The organism is Bifidobacterium favimelis (assembly GCF_037963085.1).
Taxonomy (GTDB): Bacteria; Actinomycetota; Actinomycetes; order Actinomycetales; family Bifidobacteriaceae; genus Bombiscardovia; species Bombiscardovia favimelis.
On sequence record NZ_JBANDZ010000001.1, the window covers coordinates 1,500,180 to 1,525,666 of the forward strand.

The following is a 25,487-nucleotide window of genomic DNA, read 5'->3' on the forward strand; positions in this document are numbered from 1 at the left end:
ACTCATGGTTCGCCGGTTCGGCCGCCTTCACTCCCGGACAACCCGTCCGCACCCGCTCACTCCTTGACCGCTCCGGCGGCCAGGCCGGACTGCCAGTACTTCTGCAGGAGGAGGAAGGCCACGATGATGGGGATGATGGTCACCATGCTGCCGGTCACCACCAGATTCTGTATGGCGCTCTGGCCGGCGGTGGATGCCTGGTCCTTCCATTGGTTCAGGCCGATGGGCAGGGGGTACCAGTCCGAGTCCTTGAGCATGATCAGGGGGAGGAAGTAGTTGTTCCATGTGGCCACGATCGTGAACAGGGCCGTCGTCACGATGCCGGGCGCCAGAAGGGGAAGGCTGACCTGGACGAAGGTGCGCCACTCCCCTGCACCGTCCACCCTTGCGGCTTCCAGCAATTCCGTGGGCACGGCCTGATCGCTGAATATCCACATGAGGTAGAGGCCGAAGGGGGAAATCAGGCTGGGTATGATCACAGCCCAGGGGGTGTCCGTCAGTCCCACCTTGGCGAAGAGGAGGAATTGCGGTACCGCCAGGGCTATGCCGGGGACGCTGATGGCACCTATGACGACGGCGAAGACCGCCTTGCGCCCGGGGAAGCGGAACTTGGCAAGACCATAGCCACCGAGCACCGCCAAGACGGTGGCCCCTCCCGCTCCGAGTGCCACGTAGAGAAGGGTATTGAGCAGCCAGCGGCCGAAGATGCCGTCCTGATAGGTGAAGACGGCGACCAGGTTGTCCCAGAGGGCGAAACGATGCCCGAAGGCGAGGCCGAAGGTCGATATGAAATCGGGCTGGGTCTTCGTCGAATTGATGACCAGCCATACCAGGGGGAAAAGGCAGTAGGCCGCGAATATCCCTGCCACCAGGGTCAGGGGCCAGCTGCGGCGGGGGTTGGCCGGGCTGGAGAAGCCCGTCCTGGCGGCGCGCCTGCGTTCCGCCTTTTCATCCGCCGCAATCCTCCTGGCCTGCCTGCGCTCCCTCCGCCTGGCTCTCAGACTCGCGGCCAACCCCGAAGCGACCCGGTCTTCTTCGCTCATTTCATCTGCTCCTTCATTCCTCTGAGCTGCACAGCGTATGCGACCGCCATGGTGATGATGGCCATGACGATGGCCAGGGCGGCGGCGTAGTTGCTTTGGCCTCCCATGAAGCTCAGGTTGTATGCATACATGTTGGGCGTGTAATAGGTGGTGATGGCGTTGCCCGGGACCATGGATTGGAGGACAGAGGGTTCGTTGAACAGCTGGAAGGACCCGATGATGCTGAAAATAACGGTGATGACCAGAGACCCCCTCAGCTCTGGCATCTTGATCCTGCCGACGATCTGCCACTCGGAAGCCCCGTCGATGGCGGCGGCCTCATACAGGGAGTGGGGGATCGTGGACAGGGAGGAATAGAAGATCAGCATGTTGTAGCCGGTGAACTCCCAGGTGTTGATGTTCCCTATGGCCGCGAGCAGGACGCTCGGCTGGAGGACGTCGATGTGCGTTCCCAGCCAGGAGTTGAGGGAGCCGACCATGCCGTACTTGGCGCCGTAGATGAAACCCCACATGAGGGTGGCGACCACCGCCGGCACCGCGTAGGGCAGGAAGGTGGAGATGCGGAAGAACCTGGTCCCGTGGAGCCTGAGCGAGTCGATCGCAAGAGCCATCAGCGCCGCGAGAACCAGCATGACGGGAACCTGCACCACCGTGAAAAGGGCCACACGGCCCACCGATGACCAGAACTGCCTGTCGGCCAGCAGCCTCCGGTAGTTGTCCAAGCCGACGAAGGAGGTCCCGCCCACCATCTTCTTCTCGAACAGGCTCAACCATATGGCATACAGGACCGGAAGGATGAAGACGAAGGCGAAGACCAGGACGAAGGGTCCCATGAATTTCCACCCGCGCCAATCCTTCGCGGCCTTTCTTCCACCGCTCCCGCCGTCATCGACCGGCGCGCGCCGGTCGACCTCCTCCCGGGTGCCGTCCGCCCCTCTTGACCGTCCCATCGCTTCTTCCTCCTTCGTGGAAGACCGTTCCGCCTGCCGACCCGCCGGGGCCCCGCCCGACCAAGACCACCACCCGGCCCGGCGGCCAGGGATCTAAGCCTTCATCGCCGCCGGGCCCGTGACCTCTCCGTCTACTTGTTGACCTTGTAGCCCTGCTGGTTCCCATGGTCGACCAGCTGCTTCTGATAGTCCTCGAAGGCCTTCTCCAGGGTGGTCTGCTTGAGGTAGGCCCGGCCTATCGAATCCCCGTAGGTCGACTGGGCGAACGGGTTGTAGGGGAGGTATTGGAATTTGGTCACCTTGCGATTGGCGGCCTCCGTCAGGACCTTGTTGACTTCCTGCCCCCCGAAATACTCGTTCTTCTTGGAGGTGAAGTCATTTGAGTTGAGGATTTTCTTGAGCGAGGGGAAGGTGCCGTTGTCGGCCATGACCTGCGCCCCGTCGCCATGCGTCATGAAATCCACGAATTTCCATGCGCTGGCCTTGTTCTTCGACTGTTTGGGGATGACAAGGGCGGACCCACCGTCTTCAGCGGATACCGTCTGCCCCTCCTCCCACTGGGGGAGGGAGGCCACGCGCCAGTTGCCCTTCTGGGCGGGCGCACCGGACTCCAGGTTGGTCGGCATCCAGGCGCCTATGGTCAGCGAGGCGATCGACCCGTCATTGAGACCCCTGTTCCAATCATCCGACCAGTTCGCTATCTTGGTGTCCACCAGGTCCTCGTCGATGAGCTTCTGCTGGAAGTCGATGTACCGCTTCATGCCGGCGTCCTTGGTCATGTCGATGGTGATCTTCTCCCCCTCGACCTTCCAGGGTTTCGCGCCCGCCTGCCAGGCCTGGGCGGTGAAAGGCTGATAGCTGTTCTTGTCACCGGCGTTGTTGGTGATGTATGCGCCTGCCGCCCGGATCTTCTTGGCATCCTGGTAATACTCGTCCCAGGTCTTCGGGGGTTCCTTCACGCCCGCCTTGTCGAACACCGCCTTGTTGTAGAAGAAGACCTCCGGACCCGAATCGATGGGCAGGGCGAAGGGCTTTCCGTCGTATTGGACCTTGTTCCATGGACCCGGCGCGAAATCATCGACGTACTTGTCCGCCCCGAATTCGCTCAGATCGACAAGCCCATCCTCGATGGCGAATTGTTCCACCGTGGGATCCTCCAGCATGGTGACGTCAGGGGCTCCCTTACCCGCCGATATGGCGTTCGACAGGGCGACCTGGGTGTCGGCTGCCGATCCGAAGCTGTTGAATTTCACTTTCGCACCCGGATTGGCTTTTTCGAAGGCCGCGATAAGCTCCTTGATTCCATTTCCCCACCCCCAGAAAACCAGCTGTCCGCTGGCCTTGGAGGTTTCGCCCCCGGCACCGGCGGCCTGGCCTGCACCCTGATCCTTGCCGGACCCTCCGCAGGCGGAGACGGTGAGGACCGAGGTCACAAGTAAGCCCGCAGCCACCACTTTGTCAAGTTTGCGCATGATTCCTCCTTGAACGGCACTCTTCAACTGCACTTCGTCGTCTTCCCGTCGTATCGACTTCTTCCGACGTTGGTACAACTGTGACCAAAAATCAGTATAGGAGAAATCCTCCTGGTCTGTCAACCTGACCGGCGTTGGGGGTCTCCGGCGGACGCGCTTCGACACGTCCCTCCATTGATCTCACCGTGCAGGCACCGGTCGAGACATGGGAATGACTACGGCAGCAGGCCCAGGGGGATGCGGAAGGGTCCAGGAGCTGATACAGCTGTATATCATCCCGGCCTGGATGCATCTCTGCCAGTCGGCGGGAATCTCCGTTCAGCGGTCCTCCGGCAGGGACTGGCCCGGACAGCCATGGAGGACGCCGAGCATGGCCTGCTTCTCGGCGGTCGTGACACTGAGCGAGTACTTGTCCTTGACCCCGATCTGCCGTGCCACATACCGGCAGCGGTAGCCAACGTCTTCGGGCAGCCAATCGGCCGCCGAGGCACTCCCCTTCTCCTGGTTGGCCGGCCCGTCCACGGCCAGGAGGTTGTAAGGATCATTGCCGAACTCAAGCCGTCGTCCGGCCGGCCAATCCCAGGCCCCCGACCGCCAGGCGTTCTCCAGGGCCACCACATGGTCGATCTGCACGGCCGCACTGGTCCGGGCGCCCCGCACGAACTGCACGGTTTTCCCGGTGTATGGGTCATGGAGGACCCCGCCGGACACCTTGCAGCCGCCCGGTTTCGTATAGCGGACCCCCTCCAAGTCACGGGAGAGGACATCCTCGCGGATGTCGCACCCGTTCCCGTCGGCATCCGTCTCCTTGAATCCGAATGAATCCCGCCTGTACTGACGATGGGGGCGGGGGGCATCGTCGACCTTCAGCCCAGCCAGCGTCTGGGCAGCATCCCCAGTCGCCGAGTACATCCCCGTCAGCCGGCCCGCCTGACGGTCGACCCGGGGCAGGATGATCCCGATGGTCACACCCACCACCACCGCGATCACCAGGAACATGAGCAAGGCCTCCCAGGGTGAGGTGGACCGGAAGCCCTTCCTCCCGTAAGACGGCATGACGGGCGTGGGCTCCAGGCCCGCCTCCGTCCCGTTCGCCCTCCTGTCCGGCCGCCGCCGTCTGGCCATGTGAATCCTCCACCTCCATGTCTCCTCTGAGCAGCTCACTGTCCCGGAACGGAGGGGTGGCGAGACAGGGCACCCCTCCCCCGGGTCGTCCCTAACCCCTCAGGCGTACGCGTAAGTCATCGGGTCGTGGCCGGCCCGTGTCGGCCCGTCCAGGCCATCGATGGCCGCATGCTCCGCCTGGGACAGGCTGAAACCGAAGAGGTCGAGGTTCTCCCGCTGCCTGTCGGCATGGACCGACTTGGGTATGACTATGGTGCCATTCTCCACATGCCAACGGAGGATGACCTGCGCCGGGCTGACCCCATGTGCGGCGGCGATTGCGGTTATGACACCGTCACCGGCATCGAGATCGGCCCCCCTGGCGATGGGGGAATAGGCCTCGACCGCTATCCCCTTCCTCCTGCAGAAATCCGTGACATCCCTCTGCTGCCAGGTGGGATGGAGCTCGATCTGGTCCACTGCCGGATACTCACCCGTCTGCGCATGCAGGCGTTCCAGGTGCTCGGGGAGGAAATTGCAGACCCCCAGGGTCCGCACCCTCCCCTCATCCCTCAGGCGGGTGAAGGCCTTCCAGACCTGGTCGGCGCGCCAGTCAAATGGGGTCGGCCAATGAATCATGTACATGTCCACATAATCGGTGCCCAAAAGGCCGATCTGCCGGTCAAAAGCCCTGAGGGCCGAATCGTAGCCCTGCTCGGAATCCCGCAGTTTGGTGGTGAGCCAAAGGGACCTGCGCGCCGGGCCGGAATCATACCCACTTGCCTTCAGCCCCCTGCCGACACCGCCTTCGTTGCCATAACCGGCTGCGGTATCGATATGGCGGTATCCCAAGGCGATGGCCGACTCCACGACACCGCCGACCTCTCCGTCATCGACACGCAGCACCCCAAGACCCACCTGGGGAATCCGGGAACCGTCCGACAGCGATATATCCGGCACTCCTGCCATGATTGTCCTCCTTCATGCCGCTCGTCTGCGCCAACCACCATACCTGTCAGGGAAAACCAGGGCGCTGGTCGGCCCTGCCTCCTCCCCTCCGCCCCACCGGACACCGCCGGTCCGCCACAGACAGGCTGTACCGGCCGGGAGGAGCGACGGCGCGGATTCAAGGAAGGTCCGATTCACCCACGCCCGGCTCAACGATAAACCGCCCGGGGCCGAAATCTTCGGCAGGAGGGAAATGTGGACGGATGCGAAAGCAACCGACACCCCATCAGGTCTGGCCTGCCGGCGGAAAGGCGCGATTTCAATGGGCCGTGATGCCGAAGAAGTAGAAGATGTGGGTGTCGAACCAGGAGTAGCCGAGGTTGAAAACAGGGATGAACCCTATTCTCATCATCAGCCCCAATGTTGCCCAGGCGAAGACGATGACAAGGACGAGGAGGCTGTAATAAAGCACGTCGAGCTGTCTGCGCCGTCTGGCGAGCCGGGAGGGAGACCGATTCCCTCTCACCTCGGTCCGCGGACCCTCCTGCTGGGCTGCGGATCCGCCGTCCCGGGCCCTGCCCGGCCCCTCCTCGGGACCGCGCACATGCCTTCCCCACCCGTCATTCATCATCTGCGTCTCCCATCATCATCGGTTCACCCCGGATTGGCGCAAACCACCGGGAAGCATGGGCGGATGACCGGACCGGCCCAGGCTTCGACCTCTTACCAAGCGGCCCGAGGGCCGCCTTCCCCGCCTCGCCTGCACAGGCGCCTCCTGTCCTGGGCCGGGGGCACTCACCCGGGGGAATCCCGTGGCAGGGCGGGCCCCGGCGACGGAAAATCCCCGGAATCCCCGCTGTTTCGCGGCAGGGCTTGATCGGAACCGCCGTCTGCACCGTCGGCATCTCCTGCACCGTCGGCTTCCCCCGCCCGGTCATGGACCGGAGACCCTTCCACGGCGACCGCCGGGCCTGCACGGTATTCACGCCTCTTCTTGGAAACCTGCCAGAGCCCGACGGCGCTGAGGACGAAGAGGGCCAAAAGGACCCATAGCATCCATCTGGGGGCGCCGGTCGGCTGCGAAGAGGGTATGTTGTCTCCGATGTAACGCCCCCGGACGATCAGCCGGTGGGAGTTGATCCCGTATGGGTAACAGGTCAGGAGGGTCACGTAGTTTACGCCGTCGACCGGCTGAAGGCTGTCCACTTCGTTCGGGAGGATGATCTTGATCTGGTCCACCCGGTAGCTCATGTGATGGTCAAGGACCCTCATCTGGAAGACGTCACCCACCCGCATCTGCGTGAGGTTGTCGAAGATGATGTGCCCCACCTCGCCTGTATGCCCCGTGACGACCGAGTGGACCGTCCTGTTGTCGGTGGGCAGGTGGGTGGTCGGGATATGCCCGGTGGCGTTGGTGAGGACCTGGTCCGAGGTGCTGTGGTAGAGGGGGACCTTGACGGATATCTTGGGTATGTCGATGTAGGCCATCATCCCCTTGCCGTCCACGTTGAGCATCTTGTAATACCTGTTGAGAGGGGGGGCCACGGTCTTGTATTTGAACGGGTCACGCAGGGAGGGGATGCCCAGTTCCCTGTCGTACTGTTTGGCATCCTCCCACATCTTTTGCTTCTGTTGCGGGGTGAGCCCGGCGACGATGGCATCATAAGAGTCCACATGGGAGGAGGATTCCCGATAGTTCACGTACGATGCGATCAGGGGATAGAGGAAGATTCCCATCCCGATGAGGAACACCAGGAGGTCGACGGCATTGTGCGCCCACTGACGCCTCTGGACCCGGTTCGGGCTTGTGGACGCATGGGACCGTTCCCTGCGCGGACCCGATCGCACTCTCACCTCGTCCTCCTCGCATGCCTGCCCAAGCGGGCGGAAGGCCCTCTGCGGCAACGGTCCACATGGAACATTCCCATGATACCCCCGGCCAGGGGGATGGCCGTCACCAGAAGGATGTCGGGCGAGGGGTCATCCTCGCGGACGACCCGTGGCCCAGTCACCCCGGTCAATTCCCCGTTCACCAGGAGGCGGTGGTCATTGACCCCCTTGGGGGTGCAGGTCATCAGGGTGACCTGATTGACCCCATACTTCGTATCGAGCACTTCGATCTGTTCCGGACGCACGATCCTTATGTCGGTCACCTTGTAATGGAAGGTCTGGTCAAGCACGCGAACCGTGAAGTCCTCCCCCTTCTTGGTCAGTTCCAAATCGTCGAAGAGATGGTAGCCATCCAACCCCGAATGCCCGTATATGAACGGATGGATGCCATCGACATCGCTGGGGATCGCAGTGGCCGCCATGTGGACCGCCCCCTGGTCCATGGGGTCGTCACCGTCCGTGGACCTGTAATACACAGGCAGCGAGATACCGGCCGAGGGGACTTGGAGGTAGCCCATCATTGCCGGATCGACCTGGGAAAGAAGCCCTGCATAGCCTTTGGGAGCATTCAGGCTCCTGGGGGTGAAGGGATCGCCCGGGTCCGCAGCGCTCAGGGAGCGGTCGTACCGGCGGATCCGCTCCTTGACCCCATGCAGTCGTTCGGGCGACAGCCGCTTGACCGCAAGGTCATAGACCGTGGAATCCTCGAATGCGACATGGCTGTGCCAGCGGCTCTCCAAGATGTCCCGGCTGAGCAGGAGCCAACCGACGGCGAACAGGAGGACCACGACGAGGACCAGGAGGGAACGGGCCGGAAGACTCCGCCTATGGGCATGAAGGGACCCGGCATGTCGCATCCTGACATGCGGCAGACCGGGCCCTTCTGCTTCCACCGGCTCAGAACCTCCTGCGAACGATGTCACAACCCGCCAGGACCAGGGCGGCCAGACAGGCCGCCGACATGAACCCGACGCCCAGATGCCTGCCGAGGGCACGTCCGCCTGCCAGAGGGAGGCTGAAGGTGGCAGGGTGCCCGTAAATCAGATGACACGTTATATCCTGGTCGTTCGCGCTCTGCGCCAACCCCTTGAGGACGACCTGATTGATGATCCGGGTTCCTGCGGATGCGGCCAGCTGGGTGGTCATGCCGGCATTCGACCCCCCGTTCGTGGGGAAGCAGACCGCCGACATGAGATCATAGGTCCTCTTGCTGGCATCGGGATCGCTGTTCGTCTCATCCCTGATCGTGACCTTCGAATCAGGTCCGGTCAGCCCCTTGTATATGTGGATGGCCGACGAACCGACAGTGACGTCGTCACCGACCGGCAGGGTCAGCGAATCGCTGTCTGTTGACACGCTGCCATCCTCGCCGGACAGGACCGGATCTATGGAATACTGGAACTTGACCGGTTTGCCGTCCTTCGACTCGACCCGATCGACGGAGACCAGTATCCTGACCAGGGACTGGACAGTCGTAAGCCTGTAATCTTCGACCTCGCCAGGCACAGTCCACCAGGTGTGTCCCTCCTTGCCTTCCTTCCCATGCTGTGCATAGAAGCCGGTCGTGTCGTCGATGGGGAGCTCGAAAGCGCCCCCGCCGGGTTTTGCCGGTACTGCGATGAACCTGGTCCATGCCTGATTTTCTGACTTTTCACTGGTCCTGTCTGCGGGGATGGACAGTGTCATCTGGTTCTTCCTGCCGGCTTTCGCCTGGAGCAATTCACTGACAGCCACAGGATCGCCATTGTTGACATCGTTCTTCCTGTAGGCCCACATCTTCACCTGAGAACCTTCGGCCAGCGGGCCTTCGACATCGATGTCCAGCTTGTACTTCTGGCCCGCCACAAGACCTGTGCCCTGCAGAGGGATGGTCCCGACCGTCCCGTCCTTTGGGTCGACCGCCTTGATGCCCACGCCGTCATCGGTGCCATCGTGCGCAGATGCCGACCTGTCTTCAGACTCGGCACCATCCTGGTACAGTCCCCGCTTCGGGCCCAGATGCAGAGCATCCTCACCTGACTGCAGGACCGGTCCCAACTTGGCCCTGGTTGATTTCAGCGGGTCGAAGGCCGATGCCCCGGTTCCACTGTCACCGCCGTCTCCATAGCTGCCATCGGTGCTCAGCCCGAAATCAGCGACAGGCGCGGAACCGTCACCGCCCATGTGGACGGAGGCATAGATGCTCCATTCCTTTGGATCGGTAGACGAACTGTCCGGTTCCTGGAAGGGGGAAGGCCGGCTGCCGAAGCACTTCCCCTCCTTGTTGTTGGGCAGATCGCCCCCCTGGCAGTGCATGACGGAGGTGGAAGTGGCGGTGTCGCTGAAGAGTGCATTGCTTGTCGAACCCCACACCTGATGGGCCGCAACACCCCTGATGGCTGGCTGGACGACCCGCACATAGTAGTCGCCAGTGGAACTCAGAATGAAGCTGTAACCACCGGTGCCTCCGCTGAGGGTCGTTGCAAGCAGTTCGTTGGTCTTCGCGTCGTAGAGCGCGACGACGGCATTGGTCACCGTGTCGTTCCCGTCCCTGGCATATGGGGAGTCATCACCCTCCTGCTTGTCGTGCATGTGGTAGATGGTCCCCGAAATGACCTTGAGCTCCTGCGGGGACCCCAAATCCCGGATGTAGTTTGGAGCCTGATAGCTGTAATGGTCTATGGACCCTGACTGGTTCACCGTGCGGCCCGGTTCGTCCCCGATTGAATTCGCTATCTGGGCCTCTCCGGAGAGGGGGTCTATCTGCAGCATGCGCGTGATCAGACCCGACCTGCCATTGCTATGGTGGCCATTCCCATCATCGTACGTGCTGTTGTATATCAGGTTCCCCTTGTCATCCCTGTAACCAGGATCGTCGAAGATGTACCCTGGATCATCCTCCTGAACGGGATACTTTGCATTGACATGCGAATAGCAAGTGCGCAAGGTGGGGCCGAGGATGAACTTCCCGTTCATGATGCCCATGCCGCGGACCTGCGAATCCGTGGGCCATCCCACCGAGGGGCAGCCAGTCATCCTGTTGGCCCCCGGATCATTGGCATACCAATCCGACATACCCCAGTGCTGTCCCTCATACTTTGGCTTGATCTTCTTCACCACCGAATAGGTCCATGGGGTCCACGAGGTGCCGTCTTCGATGTTGCCCTTCTTGTCTTTCGCCACATTGATCTTGACGATCGAGGTGAAGTGGTCGGCCTGGGAGGCGTTGTCGCCCAGCATGACCGAATAGTAGGCGTTGCCCAGTGAGTCCATCCCCATGTCGGAGCTTACGTAGATTTTCTGGCTGCTGTAATTGCTGGACGTCGTGTCGACATTGCAATCCACCGAAGCGTCTCCCGTCACCAAGGGCGCATCGACCACATTCGAACGTCTGATGTTCAACCTCTCTGTGAAGCAGGGCGGCTGAACAACCGCATTCTTCGACGGCGAATCGTCGATCTTACCCGTCCCGCTGGGACTGGCAGCATCGAGGAGGTAGGGTCTCATCCCACCGGGCTGGATGCCGTTGGAAAAGGCATAGTCACCCGACACCGGGTCCCATATGACCACACCTGAGCTGGAGGAATTGGACCTATCTGTATAAATATTGTTCGTGAATGCCTCGGACCCGACTGCTCCTGCATCCAGGGTACCTGCCTGATCGGTCTGCAGATAGAGGTACCCAGTGGTCGGATTCACCTCACCACCCGTCAGTTCCTTATAGTCGACGAAGAACTTGTCCTTTGAATAAGAATAGGAGCACTTTGAACCCTTATTGCAGGTTTTCGTCATTTCCGGAAGACCTGCGCTGTGCCCCGGGGCCGGCATCGTGCCTACGTAGATGTCCGGGCTGCCGGCGGTCACCCTCACCACGGAGGCATAATTCACAGTACCGCCCGTGTCGTTGCGCCTGGTCGGGCAAGTTACGTAAGTCTGACCATCGCATCCGCCATCCCAGCTCCAGAAGTAGACGCTCAAGGGGGCGTCATTGCCCCTGTTGTTGTTCCTGTCATAGACGCCGACGGCCATGGATGAGAACTGTTTCACATTGGTGAAACGCCCTGTCGTCCCATCCTGTGTGCTGTCGTACTGGAATTCCATGACCGGGTGGGTCTTGTAATTGGTGTCGGCATCGCCATGCTCATTCTTGTCCCAATCATAAGTGGAATACAGCATGGTCATCGAAGTCGTATTGCTGTCGACGGCCCCTGTGGCGTTATCATCAGTGAAGTAGATGTCCCGCTTGGACAGAGCCGTCTTCTCGCCGTCTTCCATCTCCGTGGACAGCCAGTTGGCCTTGATGTTGGCCACCTTGGTCCAACGTGGCCTGGTGTCGCTGTAAGCGTCCGTCCCCTCTGTTGCCTTGTTGGGGAGACCAGGGTGCCACACCGCACCCGCGGCACCGCCGCTCCCGGCGGCATACACCTGCCTGCCCAGGTCCTCCTGGGCGGCAGCCACCGGTGCCCCCTGGGCCGCCGTGGCAAGCAGGGAGGCCGACAGCATGGCCAGACCGGCTATGAAGCCGACCAGGCGGAAACCCATCTTCCTTTCTTGTTCCTTACTCATTAATATTCAAACCCCCTGATACGCGCTGCGATTCGCGCGTCTTCGAACAGCCGGTCAGGCAGAGCCCGATGACCGCGGATACCGCTATGGCAAGAACCGGGCCTTCAAGCCCCAGCCCGCTGGCCGCCAGCTTCCCGCCGCCCCCGGGCCGGCGAGCAGGTACCACTGCACCTGTGCCGCCTTCCCGGTGTATGGTCATCTTCGGTGTGACATCCACGTCATACTGTGCCGGACGGCCTTCGAGACCGGGAATCGGCAACTCCACCAGAACGGGTTCCATACTGACCTGAACGCCCTTCGGTTTTCCGACGAGCGACAGAAGCCAGAAAGAGGGGTCCGAAGCACTGCCGTCGAAACGGGCCGCCTTCCCCCCGGACAGGAGGCCCTCAGCAGGGAGGTAATCAGCTCCCTCCAGCCAGACCCCGGTCGTCGAAGGGGTCGTCTTCGTGGCTACGATCCCCTCTGAATCCGTTGATCCGTAAAAGAACTTTCCACTGGAATCCCGGTAATCCGCGATGTGGTCGCTCACAGTTCTCGCCGCATGTTTGAAGGAAGACTTGTCCTTCCCTTCAAGCCCGGCCATGAACCGCTTGAATTTCACCCCATCCAGACGGGTGACCTTGAAAACGTATCCGCTCCCCGCAGGCTTCATGTGATCGGACTGGACATCCTGGTCGCTCAGATGACCCATCGAGTCATCCTGTCCGCCACCCGTGACCACGTGGACGGTCAACCGCGGGTCTGGCGCGGCATCATCTGCGTCAACGGCCGCAGCGGTCGTCATGGGCAACACGAGCAATGCAGACAGGGTCACTATGACCGCGCATACGAATGCCCCAATCGACTCCTTTACCCTTATGTTCCCCTTCATGTCGCCGCTCCTCTAAACTCTTCTCCTCCAACCGTGGTCACGGGCTCAATCCCTTCGATGAGGGAGGGCCACATGCGGCCACAAGAATCAAACGAATGGGAGATTCCACCGGCGGCGTCCCCTGCGATGGCCGGGGACGCCCCGATGAAAATCCGATCCGTCAAACAGGTGCCGGACCCTCAGGTCCTTCCCTCAGACCCGGCACCCTTCACAGACCCTGGAGTCCCGTCATTTTCACGGGACATTCCCAGGGGATCATGCAGCGTGGACGGCGCTGCCCCTCCTGTTGCGTGCATAGAGCACACCAACCATGATCAGAGCACCGACCACGAGAAGGAGGATGATGCCACGGCCACCTGTCAGAGGCAGGGTGATGGGCCTGCCGGGCTCACCGGGCTTGAAGTTGATCACAGCCTGGCTCACAGCAGTCCCCTGGTCATCGGTTATCCCGTCGAGGCTGCCCGTGTAGTTGTAGCCTTTGGGGATGGTCACATCAGCGCTGAGGGCATTCGAGTTCGTCTGCTTGATCAGCTGGTCGACCGTCTGGCCTCCGACCTTCTTGAAGCTGATTGCTTCCTTGAAGTAATCATCAGGGATGGTGAAGCCTGCCGGAGCCTTGACCTCGCTCAGGTTCCAGACCAGATCCGCCTGGACCGCGGTCTTCCCGTCCTTGGTCTCGAAGACAGGCAGGCCGACGAAGGTGACGATGCCGTTATGGGTCGATGTCGCCTCATAGAAGGAAACACCCGCAGGCAGGTTGCCTTCCGGATGGAACTTCCCATCCGTCGCCAGATAGGTGTTGTGCATATCTTTTCCGTCAACGATGCCCTGTGAAAGCCTGAAGACAGCACCTTCCAGGGGGGTACCACCCTTATCGACCTTGCCGAACTGGGCACCTGCGGTCATCGTCTTCGTATCGTTGTGGTCAGGATCGGTCGGCTTGCCGTCGTCCCCCTTGAGCCCGACGTGGTCGACCGCCACGGAGTTGGACAGGGTTCCCGGGGCGGCATTGGTGGAGTCACCGGAGCTGGTCACCGTCGTCGTGAAATCGATGACGATGTTGGCTTCGGTCACGCCATTCATGTAGCCCTTGAAGCTGGTCGGATTCTTGAAGAAGTCGAAGACGTAGTACATGGTGCCTGGACCTGCCTCATTGGCGTCGAACATGGTACCGCCGCCTGCCTGAATTCTCGCCGGGACGTCCGGAGAAGACGTGAACCAATAATCGGTGTCTTGTACCAGCTGCTGAATCTCGCTGCCGTCGGTCTTCTTGAGTGAAACCTTGACGTTGGTCATGTCCTTGAGCGCCGAAGACATGCGGTCCACGATCCTCAGCTGTGGAGTCGTGGTGTTGTCCGGGTCCAGGTCGCCCACATCAAGTTCGGGATCGTTGTCGTTCGTGTGGCTGGCACCCCCATACTTGTTGGTCACATGCTGGGTGATCTCATAGGAGATTTTGTCTCCGGCGACGGGCACCTCTTTCGGCTGTCCGTCCGACCCTGTGATTCCGGTGACCCGCTTGTTGATCTGCTTCGTGGAGATGTTCTTCGGGAACACATGCAGGTGGAAGACATTGACCACCGCGCTGTCCTTGGTACCGTCATCGTAAGAGGTGACGTTCACCGTCTGGTAGGGCAGGGTGATCAAGGAGTTCTCTGCCTTCTTGTAGCTGTTCTTATCGTAGACGCCCTTCTGGAAGGCGGGCGAATTGTCCGTGTCCTCTTTGAGGATGAAGTAGCTGGGAGAGTACCAGGTGTCGGGCGCAGTGCCCTCCTGGGTGATCTTGGGCAGATCGACGGGGTCTCCGGTGGGCAGCCTGTTCGCACCCGGCTTGCGCCAGTCCGTAATGGTACCGCTGTTGTCGGTCAAGCCGACCAGACTTCCCTCGACACCGAAGCCCGTATCGACTTTATAGCCCGTTCCTGCCTGCGCATCGACCGCGGAAATCGGTCCATCCGGTTTGATCTTCTGCAGTTCGAACAGGATTTCCTTGCCGGGCGTGTTGTCCTTTGCCAATTCCGCCCCCTGCTGCGAAGAGCCGGTAGGCGTGATGCCCTGCTTCAGGGAAAGGTACTTGACAACGGTCAGGTGGGGCGTGTGGTCGGCCATGTCCGCACCGAGCTCGCCAGTGACGTAGTCATCATCCTTGGTGAAGGTCGTGCCCGTCGGCTTCTTGGTGGCGTCGTCTGCCGAAGCCGCCGGCATCAGGGCCAGGCCGGCCGCGCAGGTGGCGAAGGCTATGACAACGCCGGTAACCCTGGCCACCTTCCCACCTATGGATTTACTGAGTTGCATGGTTGCAAACCCCTCTCTATTTGTGTTCGAGCCGGGGTTTACGAGCCAGGCACTCAAATGGCCCGACATCGTCACTCTGACAACGGTATCAGCTATGTGCGCGCTTAATCTGAAACCCCAAGCTCCTCAAATGGAGTATAACATTACATGATTAAAAACACAACTTTGTCCACTATAAAACATGACATCATACTTGATTTCATTAGGAGGTATCAGATATTTATACCTTCTTATCAACTCTTCGATGCACCCGGTCCACATTCCGTACCCTCGCCATGAGCCTGCCGCCCTGTCCAAGAGCGGAGCGGTGTGGATTCGCCCGGTATGCCCCCTGCTCCTTCCCCCACCCGAGAGCCGAACGGCGAGCCTCCTGGCCGGCACTGGGGGAATCCGGCTAAAGGGCCGACTTCCCCGGTGGGGCGGCCTCCGGGTCGCAGCAGATGCATATGACATGGCATGGGGCCGATGCCCCATTCAGGACATCGGCCCCATGCCATGGATTCGCCACCGTTCCGGCACCATGGCGGAACGGCTGCGAGAGGATCAGTGTTGGTTGTCCAACCTGTGCTTGATCTCAGCCAGTTCAAGGTCCTTCTCGAAACGATCGGGGGTTGTGCCCTCGTCGATCGTGGCCAGTTCGACGCCGGCTATCCTGGCGAAGTCCTCCCAGGCCTCACGACCCACGGTGGTGGTCATGCAGGTATGATGCGCGGCACCGGCCCTCAGCCAGCACTCGGCCGAGACCTTGAGGGAGGGGCGCGGCTTCCACAGGGCACGGGCCGTGGGCAGATTCTTCAGAGACCCGTCGGGCTCGACCACATCCACCACGTTCATGACCAGGCGGAAGCGCTCACGCACATCGGCCAGGGAGACCACGACGGCACCGGTGGCCGGGGTGGCGGTGAAGACCAGGCGGACCGGGTCCTCCCTGTCGCCGATGGACAGGGGGTGGATCTCCAGGCTGGCCTTGCCATCGGTCTTCAGGGTGGGAGATACCTCAAGCATGTGGGCGCCCATGATCTCCTCATGGCCGGGCACGAAGTTATAGGAGTAGTCCTCCATCAGCGAGCAGCCGCCCTTCAGGCCGTAACCCATGACGTTGCCGATTCTGATCAGGACGGAGGTCTTCCAGTCGCCTTCGGCCGAGAACCCGTACCCGTCGGCCATGAGGCGTTGGGCGCCTACACCCGGCAGCTGGCGCAGCCCACCCAGGTCCTGGAAATTATCCACGGCGGCATCGGCGCCGATGGCCTGGAGCATGTTGCGCATCCCGGCCTCCTCACGGGCCGCCACGACCAGGGAGTCATACCGGGAATCCAGGAGCTCGGGGGATACGACGTACTCACGCTTGTAATCCTCGATAAGGTCCTTGACCTGCCCCTCCTTCACATCCGAGACGTAGGAGACCAGCTCGTTGACCGGCCAGGTGTTGACGGAGACCCCGAAGACCCGTTCGGCCTCGGTCTTGTCGCCCTCGGTGACGGCCACGTCGCGCATGTTGTCGCCCCAACGGCAGACCTTCATGTGGTTGGCGGCATCCCAGCCGGCGCAGGCACGGGCCCAGGTCCCTATCTTCTCGGCCACCTCGGGGTCGGTGTAGTGACCGACCACGATCTTGCGGGGGATGCCCAGGCGGGTCAGGATGTAACCGAACTCACGGTCGCCGTGGGCGGACTGGTTCAGGTTCATGAAGTCCATGTCGATGGTCTCCCAGGGGATCTCGACATGGTGCTGGGTGTTGAGCTGGAGGAGGGGCTTGCGCAGCTGCTCCAACCCCCGGATCCACATCTTGGCCGGGCTGAAGGTGTGCATCCAGGCCACAATGCCGATGCAGGCGTCGTCCGAGGAGGCCTCGACCATGAAATTACGGATGGAGTCCGAGTCCTTGAGGGTGGGCTTGAGCACCAGCTTGACCGGGATCTTCCCCGAATCGTTCAGGGTCCGGGCTATGTCCGCCGCCTGGACGGCGACCTGGCGGAGGGTCTCCTCACCGTAGAGGTCCTGGGATCCTACGGCGAACCAGAGTTCCTTGCCTTCGAATGGGTTGGGCATTGTCATGTCTGCTTCCTTTTCTTGTTTGGTTTGCATTTGTTCTTCGGCGTTTTGGACGGCCACCCCGCCCTGTCGGCGGCTCAGCGCGGGCCGGCCGGCGATCGGGCCCCTTCACCGCGAGTCCGGCCGCCCATCCGGGTGCTCAATGGTCCCCCAGGTGCGGCGGCCGAACCGGTCAGTGCTGGCCGTAAACGTTCTGATAGCGGTCGTTGAGCTTGGCTATGTCCTCGGGGGCTATCTCGATGATGTCACCCAGCTGGCTGGCCGCCCACATGGTGTGGGCCACCTCCTCGGTCATGGCGGCGGCCTTGACGGCGGCCTCCGCATCCTTGCCGATGGTGAACGGACCGTGGTTCTGCATGAGGACGGCCGGGGAGTGCGGGTACTTCTTCAGGGTCTCCACCACCCCCCTGCCGATCTCCTCGGAGCCGATGAGGCGGAAGGGGCCCACCGGGACGGGGCCGCCGAATTCATCGCCCATCATGGTCAGGCCGCAGGGTATGTTCTTCCCGGTGGCCGCCCAGGCCGTGGCATAGGTGGAATGGGTGTGCACCACGCCGAAGACGTCAGGCATGTGCCTGTATATATAGGCGTGCGAGAGGGTGTCCGAACTGGGGGCCTCGGTGCCGTCCACCACGTTGCCATCCAGATCCGTGACCACCATGGAGGCCGGGGTCAGGTACTCATAACGGACCCCGGAGGGCTTGATCACCATGAGGTCGGCCGTTCTCAGGCGCTGGGACACGTTGCCCGCCGTCCAGACCACCAGATTCCACTTGATCAGCTGCTCGTGCAGTGTGGCCACCTGCTCGCGCACCTGCTTGACCTCGGCCCGTACCTGCGGGGGGAAATCATTCAATGTCGCCATATCTTCCGTGCTCCTTACCTTCTTCTTTGCGGCCAGACCGGCCGCGAGCGCCGCCATGGAGGGACGGCCTGGCATGCAATCGGGCTTCATCCCTCCAGGGGGATGGCCTCAACGGCCGCCTTCTCGATGGGCAGACCCTGGGTGAAACGTTCGAAGAAGGTCTCAAATCCCTTCACATCGGACGGGTCCGGTTCCTCGGTCACCGAACGGGCATCTGCGAAGACCCTCCCGTCCAGGTAATCGGCCAGGTCCTGATCCGCGTGTCCCAGGTAGTCGGCCAGGACCGCCATGCCCCAGGCGCCCCCCTCGGCCGCGGTCGACATGACCTTGATGGGGGTGTCGAAGGCGGCGGCCAGGATCTTCTGGGCCACCTTCGGAGTGGCGAAGATCCCGCCGTGACCCACCAGCGTGTCCACCTTGACCCCCTCGTCCTTGGTCATGACATCCATGCCGATCTTGACCGGCGAGAAGGCCGAGAAGAGCTGGGCCCTCATGAAGTTGGCCAGGCTCATCCTGCTTTCCGGCCCCCGTGCGAATACGGGCCGGCCCTCTTCCAGTCCCGCCAGGAACTCACCGGAATAGAAGCAGTAGTTGATCAGACCGCCGGCGTCGGGGTCGCCCTTCAGGGCCTGGTTGAAGAGGGTGGCATAGAGGTCGTCCGCGCCCATGTCCAGGCCGGCCGCCTCGGCGAACTCGCCGAAGACCTTGACCCAGGCGTTGAGGTCGGAGGTGAAGTTGTTGGCATGGCTCATCCCGGCCGGATCACCCGCCGGCGTGGTCACCGGGTCCACCTCGGGGTGGAGGCGTTCCATCCTGTGCTCAAGGACCACCATGGCGAAGATCGACGTGCCGGCGGATACGTTCCCTGTCCGCTTGCGCACCGAATTGGTGGCCACCATGCCCGTGCCGGCATCACCTTCCGGAGGTGCCACCGGGCTGCCCGCCTGAAGGGTCCCGGTCGGGTCGAGCAGCCTGGCCCCCTCTTCGGTCAACCTGCCGGCATCGCTGCCGGCAACCAGCGGGGTAGGCAGGAGGTCCTCGATCTTCCAGGGCTGGGCGGCCACCTCGGGCAGGGATGAGAACTGGGCCAGCATGTGGCGGTCGAACTCCATCCTGGAGGAGTCGATGGGGAACATCCCGGAGGCGTCACCGATGCCGATCACCTTGCGCCCGGTGAGCTTCCAATGGACGTACCCTGCCAGGGTGGTGAAGTAGGCCACACGGGGCACGTGCTCCTCCTTGTTGAGGATCGCCTGGTAGAGGTGGGCGATGGACCAACGCTCAGGGATGTTGTACTGGAAGAGGCGGGAAAGCTTTTCGTGGGCCTCGTGGGTGTTGCTGTTCCGCCAGGTACGGAAGGGAACCAAAAGCCCGCCCTGGGCATCGAAGGCCAGGTAGCCGTGCATCATGGCCGAGAAGCCCATGGATCCGATCCTGGTGAGTTTGACCCCATATTCATCCTCAACCTGGGCGGCCAGGGAGGCATAGGCTGATTGGAGCCCCTGCCAGACCTCATCCAGGGAGTATGTCCACAACCCGTCCTCCAGGTGGTTCTCCCAGTCGAAGTCCCCCATGGCCAGACTTCGGTAGGTTCCGTCTATGAGGACCGCCTTGATCCTGGTGGAGCCGAATTCGATTCCCAGGCAGGTCTTCCCCTGCCTGATCTCATCCGCCACCGTCGACCGGGACCTCTCCTGTCCCTCCCTGTCTGCATCCGCCATTGTCCTGCTCCTTCGCACTCGCCCCGTGACTCATCGACCCTGTCGAACCCGCTCACAAGGGGTGTTGTTAACGCTAACATGTTCCTGTGTACAAGTCTACCGGCAACCTGCTGAAGAGGCAAACGGGATGCCGGCTCACCTGCGGACGGCGTGCCCCAGCGACCGCCGCTGGACCACGTCCGCCGGAATCAGCCCCACGCCATGCTCGGTCTCCGGGAACACGACCTGCTGGCCCTGCCCCAGTAGGGCCAGGACCAGGCGCATGGTCACGGTCCCCAGATCCTCGAAACGTGGGCGGACCGTTGTCAATGGGGGGTACATGTTGTCCACGGTGGGGATGTCGTCGAAACCGACCAGACTCACGTCCTGGGGGATGCGGTACCCGTGTTCGTGGAGGGAACGCGCCACACCGACCGCCTGGTTGTCATTGGCGGTCACGATGGCGGTGGGAAGTGAGCGCCCGGCCATCCCCCTCTCGTCGATCAGATGATTCATCAGGGCGTAAGACTCGCGCGACTCCCACGATCCGGCGTGCACAATGGCCGTTCTTATCCTCAGCATGCCGCAGGCCGCCTGCCAGGAGGCCAGCCTGGTGGCGGCATCCCTCCATTCGGGCGGGCCGGCCAGGTAGAGGGCCGACCGGTGCCCCCTTGCCACCAGAAGCCGGGCCACCTTCTGCACGGCCCCCCACTGGTCTATCCCCGCCATGGCCACCGGGCCGGGGCCGTGCCCCTGGGCCAGGGCCTCGTCGGCCCGCAGGGCCCCATGGGTGGAGGTTACGATGACCCTGGGCTGTGCCACCTGCACCCTGCATGCGGCTTCGAACATGACGTCGGTGGGCGTCAGAAAGATGAAGGCGTCGACGTTCTGCTCCAGAAAGGTCCCGCAGAGCTCATTGAACCCCCTGGCCGTACAGGCGTTTTCATCCACCATCATGGCCGACATGAACAGGCCGTGGGAGCGGGCCACCTTCTCTATGGAGGTGATGGAGGAGACAGGACCGAACAGGCTGGTTCCACCCGCCACCAGGGCGATGGTCCTGCTCCGGTGGGAGGCCAGGGCCCGTGCGGAGTTGCTGGGCCGGTAACCCAGAGCGTCAATGGCCTCCTGAACCCGCAAGCGGGTGGATTCGGAGACGTCCTTAGAATGGTTGATCACCCGGGAGACGGTCTGATGGGAGACCCCTGCCAGACGGGCAACCTCGAACATGGACGGCCGTCCGGACCGCCCGCCCGCCTGTGAACTCCTGGTCATCTCCTACCTTCTTCCCTCCGGAGGACAGCCCCTGACATGTCCTCCGACTCATCCGATAGTAACCTGTCGCGGCAACAGACCATGGATCTCCCCTGCCGCCGGCAGGGGAACCCGGGTCACGGGGACAGGTGCCAGCTGGTCCTGTGAAGGGTCGTAGGGCCCAGGGCCGCTATGGCAGCCTTGTGCTCCCGTGAACCGTACCCCTTGTTCCTCTCCCACCCGTATGGGGCGAACCGGGGGTGGGCCCGGACCAGGTCGACCATGAGGGAGTCTCTGGTCACCTTGGCCATGACGGAGGCGGCCGAGACGCTGGCACAGGTGGAGTCCCCCTTGATCCTGCAGGTCACGGCCGGGTCCGAGAGGAGCGACGGGGCCCCGTATGACCCCAGTGCCGGTGTCACATAATCCACGGGACCGTCCAGGATGGCCGCCAGGACCGGCGGCACCCTGTCGGCCCCGGGCCGGGGCCCCGGGTGGCTGCTCCCTTCCGGATGGGCGTCCGGCCGATCCCCGTCACAGGGGTCCTCCCCAGCGCGGCCCTCCCCCAGGCGGCCCTCCAGATCGTCCAAGGCCCTCAGGGCGGCCAGGCCCAGGGCAGGGCCGATCCCCCACCTGTCTATCTCGGCGTTGCTGCAGGCCCCGACGGCCCACCCGGCCCCCCAGTCCAGGAGGATGTCATACATGATCCGCCGGCGGCGCGGGGTGAGGGCCTTGGAATCCGCCAACCCATCGGGAACGGCCAGATCGGCCAGCCCACAGACCGGAAGGGCGAAGGCCCCGACCATGACCGGGCCGGCCAGGGCCCCCCGGCCCACTTCATCCAGGCCGACGACATAATCCACCCCGGGGAGGGCCAGCTCCTTTTCCAGCTCAAGGGTGGGAACGACCCTCACTTCAGCGTCCGGTCCCGTACCCGGCCGCACCGGTCCCCGAGGCCGCTTCGCCCGCATCCGAGGGGGCCGGACCTGCGTAAGCCGCACCCGACCCGCCGGGCGCCGGAACCCCGTCGAAGGCCGAATGGCGGTTGTTGAGCATCTTCCAATGCGTCAGTGGCCAGTAGGTCACCAGGCCCGTCCCCTTTATGTTCTCCATGGGAACCAGGCCATTGTGGCCGTCCCCCTGGTGGTAGCGCGAATCGGCCGAATTGGAACGGTTGTCTCCCAGGACGAAGACATGGTCCTCACTCACCTTGACCTTGAAGGCGAAGGCGCTGGGATCGGAACCCGGCCTGATGTAGGACGTCTCGTCCAGGGCCACCCCGTTCACTTTGACCGGAGCCCCCGAACCGGCACACTCGACCGTGTCGCCCGGCATGCCGATCAGCCTCTTGATCAGAAAGTCGCTCTTCATGATGGACGGTCCGCCTGATGACCCCTCCTTGCTCAACCAACCGGCCGGATCGACGAAGACGACGATGTCGCCCCGCCGGGGTTTGACCAGCTTGCGGGTAAGCCCGTTCGTGGTGATCACCCTGTCCCCTATGCCCAGGGTGTCCTCCATCGAACCCGAGGGGATGACGTAGAGGCCCAGCAAAAAGACCCTGACCAGGACGAATGCCGCAATCAGGACCACCAGGTCGATGGCCAGCTCCTTGAGCCCGCCGCCTTCGTCCTCTCGTGCAGGGGCTGCATGGGCGGGACCCTTCCTCCTGACGGCACCTGCGCCCGCATGCGGGGGGACCTCCAGTGCCGTACCGGACGGGTCGGAATCGCCCGACCGCCCATGCCTCCCCTTCACCATGCTGCACTCCTCGAGTAACGTCAAGCCAGCCCGGTCCCGCCGATTGCCGGCTCAGGGCTGTCCGGCGGCCCTGGGACCGTCCGGTCTTGTTTTCTACACCTTACACAGACCCGTGCTCCGGCCCCGCAGGCGGATACACAAAACCCGGGGGCAGGTCAGTGCACCCGGGTCGTGTTCCGAAAGGAGGCAGGGGCCTTCGGCAGGAGGCCGTATTACTCGGCCTTGTCCGCCGCCGGCTTGTTGTCGCGGCGCTCCACGATTCTTGCCGCCTTGCCGTGCAGGTTGCGCAGGTAGTAAAGCTTGGCCCTGCGGACCCGGCCGCGGCGAAGGACCTTGATCGAATCGATCTGTGGGGAGTGCAGCGGGAAGCGGCGCTCCACGCCGACGCCGAAACTGACCTTGCGGACCAGGATGGTCTCGCGCACACCCGCGCCCGAACGGGCGATGACCACGCCGGTGAAGGCCTGGATACGGGTGTTGCTGCCTTCCTTGATGTTCACGTTGACCTCGATGGTGTCACCGGGGCGGAAATCAGGGATGGACTCGGCCGGCTTCATGTGCTTGGCGTCGAATTCGTCAATGACGTTCATGCTGTTCCTCCATCGCCGCCGCATATCAGCGCATGTCTCCAGGCACCGAAGGGGGTCGAAAATCCCATCCGGCGCACATCCTCGCCTGCCGGTCTGCCGACAGGCCGTGCCGATCCGCCGCCGTGAGCGGCTGGACCCTGGAATCGTGGACCTATGCGGCAGTCCCGATCCGGCACATCAACTTCGCCATTGTACTACACCCCGACGTCCGAGGTGCGACGACCATGAGTAGGCCTGTTTGAAGCCGGGCGCATGGCCCGCCCACTGCCGCCGCAACGGCGGAATAAGGCTTCCCGCCGGACCCCGGGTTCAGACGGGTCAGCCCGCTCAGCGGCGGTGGGCGCGGTAGAACTCGATCAGGGAACGGGTGGACTGGTCCTGCTCGGCAAGGGCCTGGTCATCCCTGGATATGGCCGGGGTGATCTCCTTGGCAAGCTTCTTGCCCAATTCGACACCCCACTGATCGAAGGAGTCGATCCCCCACACGGTCCCCTCGGTCAGGGTGATGTGCTCGTAGAGGGCGATCAGCTCGCCCAGGGCGTAGGGCGTCAGTTCATCGCCGAAGATGGAGGTGGTGGGCCGGTTGCCCGTGAATACACGCGCGGGGACGATCGCTTCGTCGGTCCCCTCGGCCCGCACCTCATCGGCCGTCTTCCCGAAGGCCAGAGCCTTTGTCTGGGCGAAGAAGTTGGCCAGGAAGAGCTCGTGCACGTCCTGGTCCCCGTCCTTGGCGGGGTTGGGAGTGTTGGCGAAGGCTATGAAGTCGGCCGGAATCAGACGGGTCCCCTGGTGGATCAGCTGGTAGAAGGCGTGCTGGCCGTTGGTCCCGGGCTCCCCCCAGAAGATCTCGCCGGTCAGGGAGGTCACGGGGGTGCCGTCCCAGCGCACCGACTTGCCGTTGGATTCCATGGTCAGCTGCTGGAGGTAGGCGGGGAAGCGGTGGAGGTACTGGTCATAGGGGAGGACGGCATGGGAGTGGGCGCCGAAGAAATTGACGTACCAGACGTTCAGCAGTCCCATCAGGGCGACCACGTTCCGCTCGAAGGGGGTCTTCCTGTAATACTCGTCGATTTCATGGAAGCCCTTGAGGAAGTCCTCGAAGCCTTCGGGGCCGATCGTGATGGCGAGGGAGATGCCCACGGCGGAATCCACCGAGTATCTTCCCCCCACCCAGTTCCAGAAGCCGAAGACGTTGGCCGGGTCGATGCCGAAGGCCTGGACCTTGTCAAGTGCCGTGGAGACGGCGATGAAGTGGCGGCGGATGGCCTCGGCACGCCCTGCCTCGGAGCCGTCCAGGACCCCCTTGGCCGACAGGCTCTCCAGGAGCCAGGTGCGGGCCTCGCGGGCGTTGGTCAGGGTCTCCAGGGTGGTGAAGGTCTTGGAGACGATGATGAAGAGGGTGGTCTCCGGATCCAGGTCCCGGGTCTTCTCGGCCAGGTCGTTGGGGTCGATGTTGGATATGTAGCGGGCGCTGATCCCGGCGTCCGCATATGGCTTCAGGGCCTCGTAGGCCATGACAGGGCCGAGGTCCGACCCGCCGATGCCTATGTTGACCACGGTCTGGATCTTCTTGCCGGTCACACCTGTCCACTGGCCGGAGCGGACCTTGTCGGCGAAGTCGTACATGCGGCCCAGGGTCTCACGCACGTCCTTGACCACATCCTGCCCGTCGACGATGAGGCTGCCCTCCTCCTGGGCGGGCCGGCGCAGGGCGGTGTGGAGGACGGCCCGGTCCTCGGTGTTGTTGATGTGGACCCCGTTGAACATCTGTTCGATCCGCTCGTCCAGTCTGACCTCCCTGCCCAGCTGGGCCAGCAGGCCCAGGGTCTCGGGGGTTATCAGATTCTTGGAAAGGTCGAAATGGAGGTCACCGGCCTCGAAACTGAGCTTTTCCGTACGTTCAGGGTCGTCGGCGAACCACTCGCGCAGGTCGATGCCCTTGTCCTGCAAATCGTTGAAATGATGTTGCAGGGCGGCCCAGGCCGGGGTCTTGGTCGCATCTACAGGGGGATTGATGGCCATTGGAATCAGGTCCTTTCATGACTTCGTCGGTATCCAGGGCCCCGTGCCGCGCTGGGGGCGGCACCACCCTGGATGACTCCAAAAGTACTCACAAAAGCGGACAGAAGAAAACAAAAGGCAAC

The 25,487-nt window shown here is 62.7% G+C and carries 19 protein-coding genes; all 19 read right to left on the bottom strand.

The genetic code is table 11. The features are described 5' to 3' along the window. Window positions 1-56: 56 nt before the first annotated feature. Complete coding sequence (locus tag V6584_RS06035; protein WP_340469588.1) at window positions 57-1,043, bottom strand: carbohydrate ABC transporter permease; 987 nt, start codon at window positions 1,041-1,043, stop codon at window positions 57-59. After that, window positions 1,040-1,876 carry a carbohydrate ABC transporter permease gene (locus tag V6584_RS06040; protein WP_340469787.1) on the bottom strand — a complete coding sequence of 279 codons (837 nt, stop codon included), beginning with the start codon at window positions 1,874-1,876 and terminating at the stop codon, window positions 1,040-1,042. The genes V6584_RS06035 and V6584_RS06040 overlap by 4 nt, the downstream gene beginning before the upstream one ends. Before the next feature lie 248 nt (window positions 1,877-2,124). Then, window positions 2,125-3,465: an ABC transporter substrate-binding protein gene (locus tag V6584_RS06045; protein WP_340469589.1), complete on the bottom strand. Its 1,341-nt coding sequence runs from the start codon at window positions 3,463-3,465 to the stop codon at window positions 2,125-2,127. Between the two features lie 318 nt (window positions 3,466-3,783). Then, window positions 3,784-4,521, bottom strand: coding sequence for an HNH endonuclease family protein (locus tag V6584_RS06050; RefSeq protein WP_340469788.1), 738 nt, complete (start codon window positions 4,519-4,521; stop codon window positions 3,784-3,786). 168 nt (window positions 4,522-4,689) lie between these two features. Further along, window positions 4,690-5,538 (bottom strand): aldo/keto reductase, encoded by an 849-nt coding sequence (locus V6584_RS06055; RefSeq protein WP_340469590.1) that lies wholly within the window; start codon window positions 5,536-5,538, stop codon window positions 4,690-4,692. Window positions 5,539-5,836: 298 nt separating this feature from the next. Beyond that, window positions 5,837-6,148: a hypothetical protein gene (locus tag V6584_RS06060; protein WP_340469591.1), complete on the bottom strand. Its 312-nt coding sequence runs from the start codon at window positions 6,146-6,148 to the stop codon at window positions 5,837-5,839. Between the two features lie 164 nt (window positions 6,149-6,312). Beyond that, window positions 6,313-7,371 carry a class C sortase gene (locus V6584_RS06065; protein ID WP_340469592.1) on the bottom strand — a complete coding sequence of 353 codons (1,059 nt, stop codon included), beginning with the start codon at window positions 7,369-7,371 and terminating at the stop codon, window positions 6,313-6,315. Next, window positions 7,368-8,300, bottom strand: a complete 933-nt coding sequence (locus V6584_RS06070) for a class C sortase (protein ID WP_340469593.1) — start codon at window positions 8,298-8,300, stop codon at window positions 7,368-7,370. The genes V6584_RS06065 and V6584_RS06070 overlap by 4 nt, the downstream gene beginning before the upstream one ends. A 4-nt stretch (window positions 8,301-8,304) precedes the next feature. Continuing rightward, a complete protein-coding gene (locus V6584_RS06075; protein ID WP_340469594.1) occupies window positions 8,305-11,952 on the bottom strand; it encodes a hypothetical protein in 3,648 nt (1,215 codons plus the stop codon). Further along, complete coding sequence (locus tag V6584_RS06080; protein ID WP_340469595.1) at window positions 11,945-12,823, bottom strand: hypothetical protein; 879 nt, start codon at window positions 12,821-12,823, stop codon at window positions 11,945-11,947. Before V6584_RS06080 ends, V6584_RS06075 begins: the two co-directional genes overlap by 8 nt. A gap of 255 nt (window positions 12,824-13,078) precedes the next feature. After that, window positions 13,079-15,118 (bottom strand): isopeptide-forming domain-containing protein, encoded by a 2,040-nt coding sequence (locus tag V6584_RS06085; protein WP_340469596.1) that lies wholly within the window; start codon window positions 15,116-15,118, stop codon window positions 13,079-13,081. 543 nt (window positions 15,119-15,661) lie between these two features. Then, a complete protein-coding gene (gene araA / locus V6584_RS06090) occupies window positions 15,662-17,176 on the bottom strand; it encodes an L-arabinose isomerase (RefSeq protein ID WP_340469597.1) in 1,515 nt (504 codons plus the stop codon). Between the two features lie 169 nt (window positions 17,177-17,345). Beyond that, entirely contained in the window at window positions 17,346-18,038 is a 693-nt protein-coding gene (locus V6584_RS06095; protein ID WP_340469598.1) for an L-ribulose-5-phosphate 4-epimerase, read from the bottom strand. An 86-nt stretch (window positions 18,039-18,124) separates the two neighbouring features. After that, window positions 18,125-19,759: a xylulokinase gene (locus V6584_RS06100; RefSeq protein ID WP_340469599.1), complete on the bottom strand. Its 1,635-nt coding sequence runs from the start codon at window positions 19,757-19,759 to the stop codon at window positions 18,125-18,127. 135 nt (window positions 19,760-19,894) lie between these two features. Continuing rightward, window positions 19,895-20,968, bottom strand: a complete 1,074-nt coding sequence (locus V6584_RS06105) for a LacI family DNA-binding transcriptional regulator (RefSeq protein ID WP_340469789.1) — start codon at window positions 20,966-20,968, stop codon at window positions 19,895-19,897. A gap of 161 nt (window positions 20,969-21,129) precedes the next feature. Next, the gene (locus V6584_RS06110) at window positions 21,130-21,906 is read right to left on the bottom strand and encodes a ribonuclease HII (RefSeq protein ID WP_340469600.1); all 777 of its coding nucleotides are present in this window, start codon (window positions 21,904-21,906) and stop codon (window positions 21,130-21,132) included. Between the two features lies 1 nt (window position 21,907). Continuing rightward, the gene (lepB, locus tag V6584_RS06115) at window positions 21,908-22,753 is read right to left on the bottom strand and encodes a signal peptidase I (protein WP_340469601.1); all 846 of its coding nucleotides are present in this window, start codon (window positions 22,751-22,753) and stop codon (window positions 21,908-21,910) included. Between the two features lie 212 nt (window positions 22,754-22,965). Next, window positions 22,966-23,343, bottom strand: a complete 378-nt coding sequence (gene rplS / locus V6584_RS06120) for a 50S ribosomal protein L19 (RefSeq protein WP_340469602.1) — start codon at window positions 23,341-23,343, stop codon at window positions 22,966-22,968. A gap of 327 nt (window positions 23,344-23,670) precedes the next feature. Then, entirely contained in the window at window positions 23,671-25,365 is a 1,695-nt protein-coding gene (pgi, locus tag V6584_RS06125) for a glucose-6-phosphate isomerase (protein ID WP_340469603.1), read from the bottom strand. Between the last annotated feature and the right edge of the window lie 122 nt (window positions 25,366-25,487).

Coding starts and splice junctions, on each gene's coding strand:
- V6584_RS06035 (WP_340469588.1), bottom strand. CDS start 1,043: ATGAGCGAAGAAGACCGGGTCGCTTCGGGGTTGGCCGCGAGTCTGAGA.
- V6584_RS06040 (WP_340469787.1), bottom strand. CDS start 1,876: ATGGGACCCTTCGTCCTGGTCTTCGCCTTCGTCTTCATCCTTCCGGTC.
- V6584_RS06045 (WP_340469589.1), bottom strand. CDS start 3,465: ATGCGCAAACTTGACAAAGTGGTGGCTGCGGGCTTACTTGTGACCTCG.
- V6584_RS06050 (WP_340469788.1), bottom strand. CDS start 4,521: ATGCCGTCTTACGGGAGGAAGGGCTTCCGGTCCACCTCACCCTGGGAG.
- V6584_RS06055 (WP_340469590.1), bottom strand. CDS start 5,538: ATGGCAGGAGTGCCGGATATATCGCTGTCGGACGGTTCCCGGATTCCC.
- V6584_RS06060 (WP_340469591.1), bottom strand. CDS start 6,148: ATGATGAATGACGGGTGGGGAAGGCATGTGCGCGGTCCCGAGGAGGGG.
- V6584_RS06075 (WP_340469594.1), bottom strand. CDS start 11,952: ATGAGTAAGGAACAAGAAAGGAAGATGGGTTTCCGCCTGGTCGGCTTC.
- V6584_RS06080 (WP_340469595.1), bottom strand. CDS start 12,823: ATGAAGGGGAACATAAGGGTAAAGGAGTCGATTGGGGCATTCGTATGC.
- V6584_RS06085 (WP_340469596.1), bottom strand. CDS start 15,118: ATGCAACTCAGTAAATCCATAGGTGGGAAGGTGGCCAGGGTTACCGGC.
- araA (WP_340469597.1), bottom strand. CDS start 17,176: ATGACAATGCCCAACCCATTCGAAGGCAAGGAACTCTGGTTCGCCGTA.
- V6584_RS06095 (WP_340469598.1), bottom strand. CDS start 18,038: ATGGCGACATTGAATGATTTCCCCCCGCAGGTACGGGCCGAGGTCAAG.
- V6584_RS06100 (WP_340469599.1), bottom strand. CDS start 19,759: ATGGCGGATGCAGACAGGGAGGGACAGGAGAGGTCCCGGTCGACGGTG.
- V6584_RS06105 (WP_340469789.1), bottom strand. CDS start 20,968: ATGTTCGAGGTTGCCCGTCTGGCAGGGGTCTCCCATCAGACCGTCTCC.
- lepB (WP_340469601.1), bottom strand. CDS start 22,753: ATGGTGAAGGGGAGGCATGGGCGGTCGGGCGATTCCGACCCGTCCGGT.
- rplS (WP_340469602.1), bottom strand. CDS start 23,343: ATGAACGTCATTGACGAATTCGACGCCAAGCACATGAAGCCGGCCGAG.
- pgi (WP_340469603.1), bottom strand. CDS start 25,365: ATGGCCATCAATCCCCCTGTAGATGCGACCAAGACCCCGGCCTGGGCC.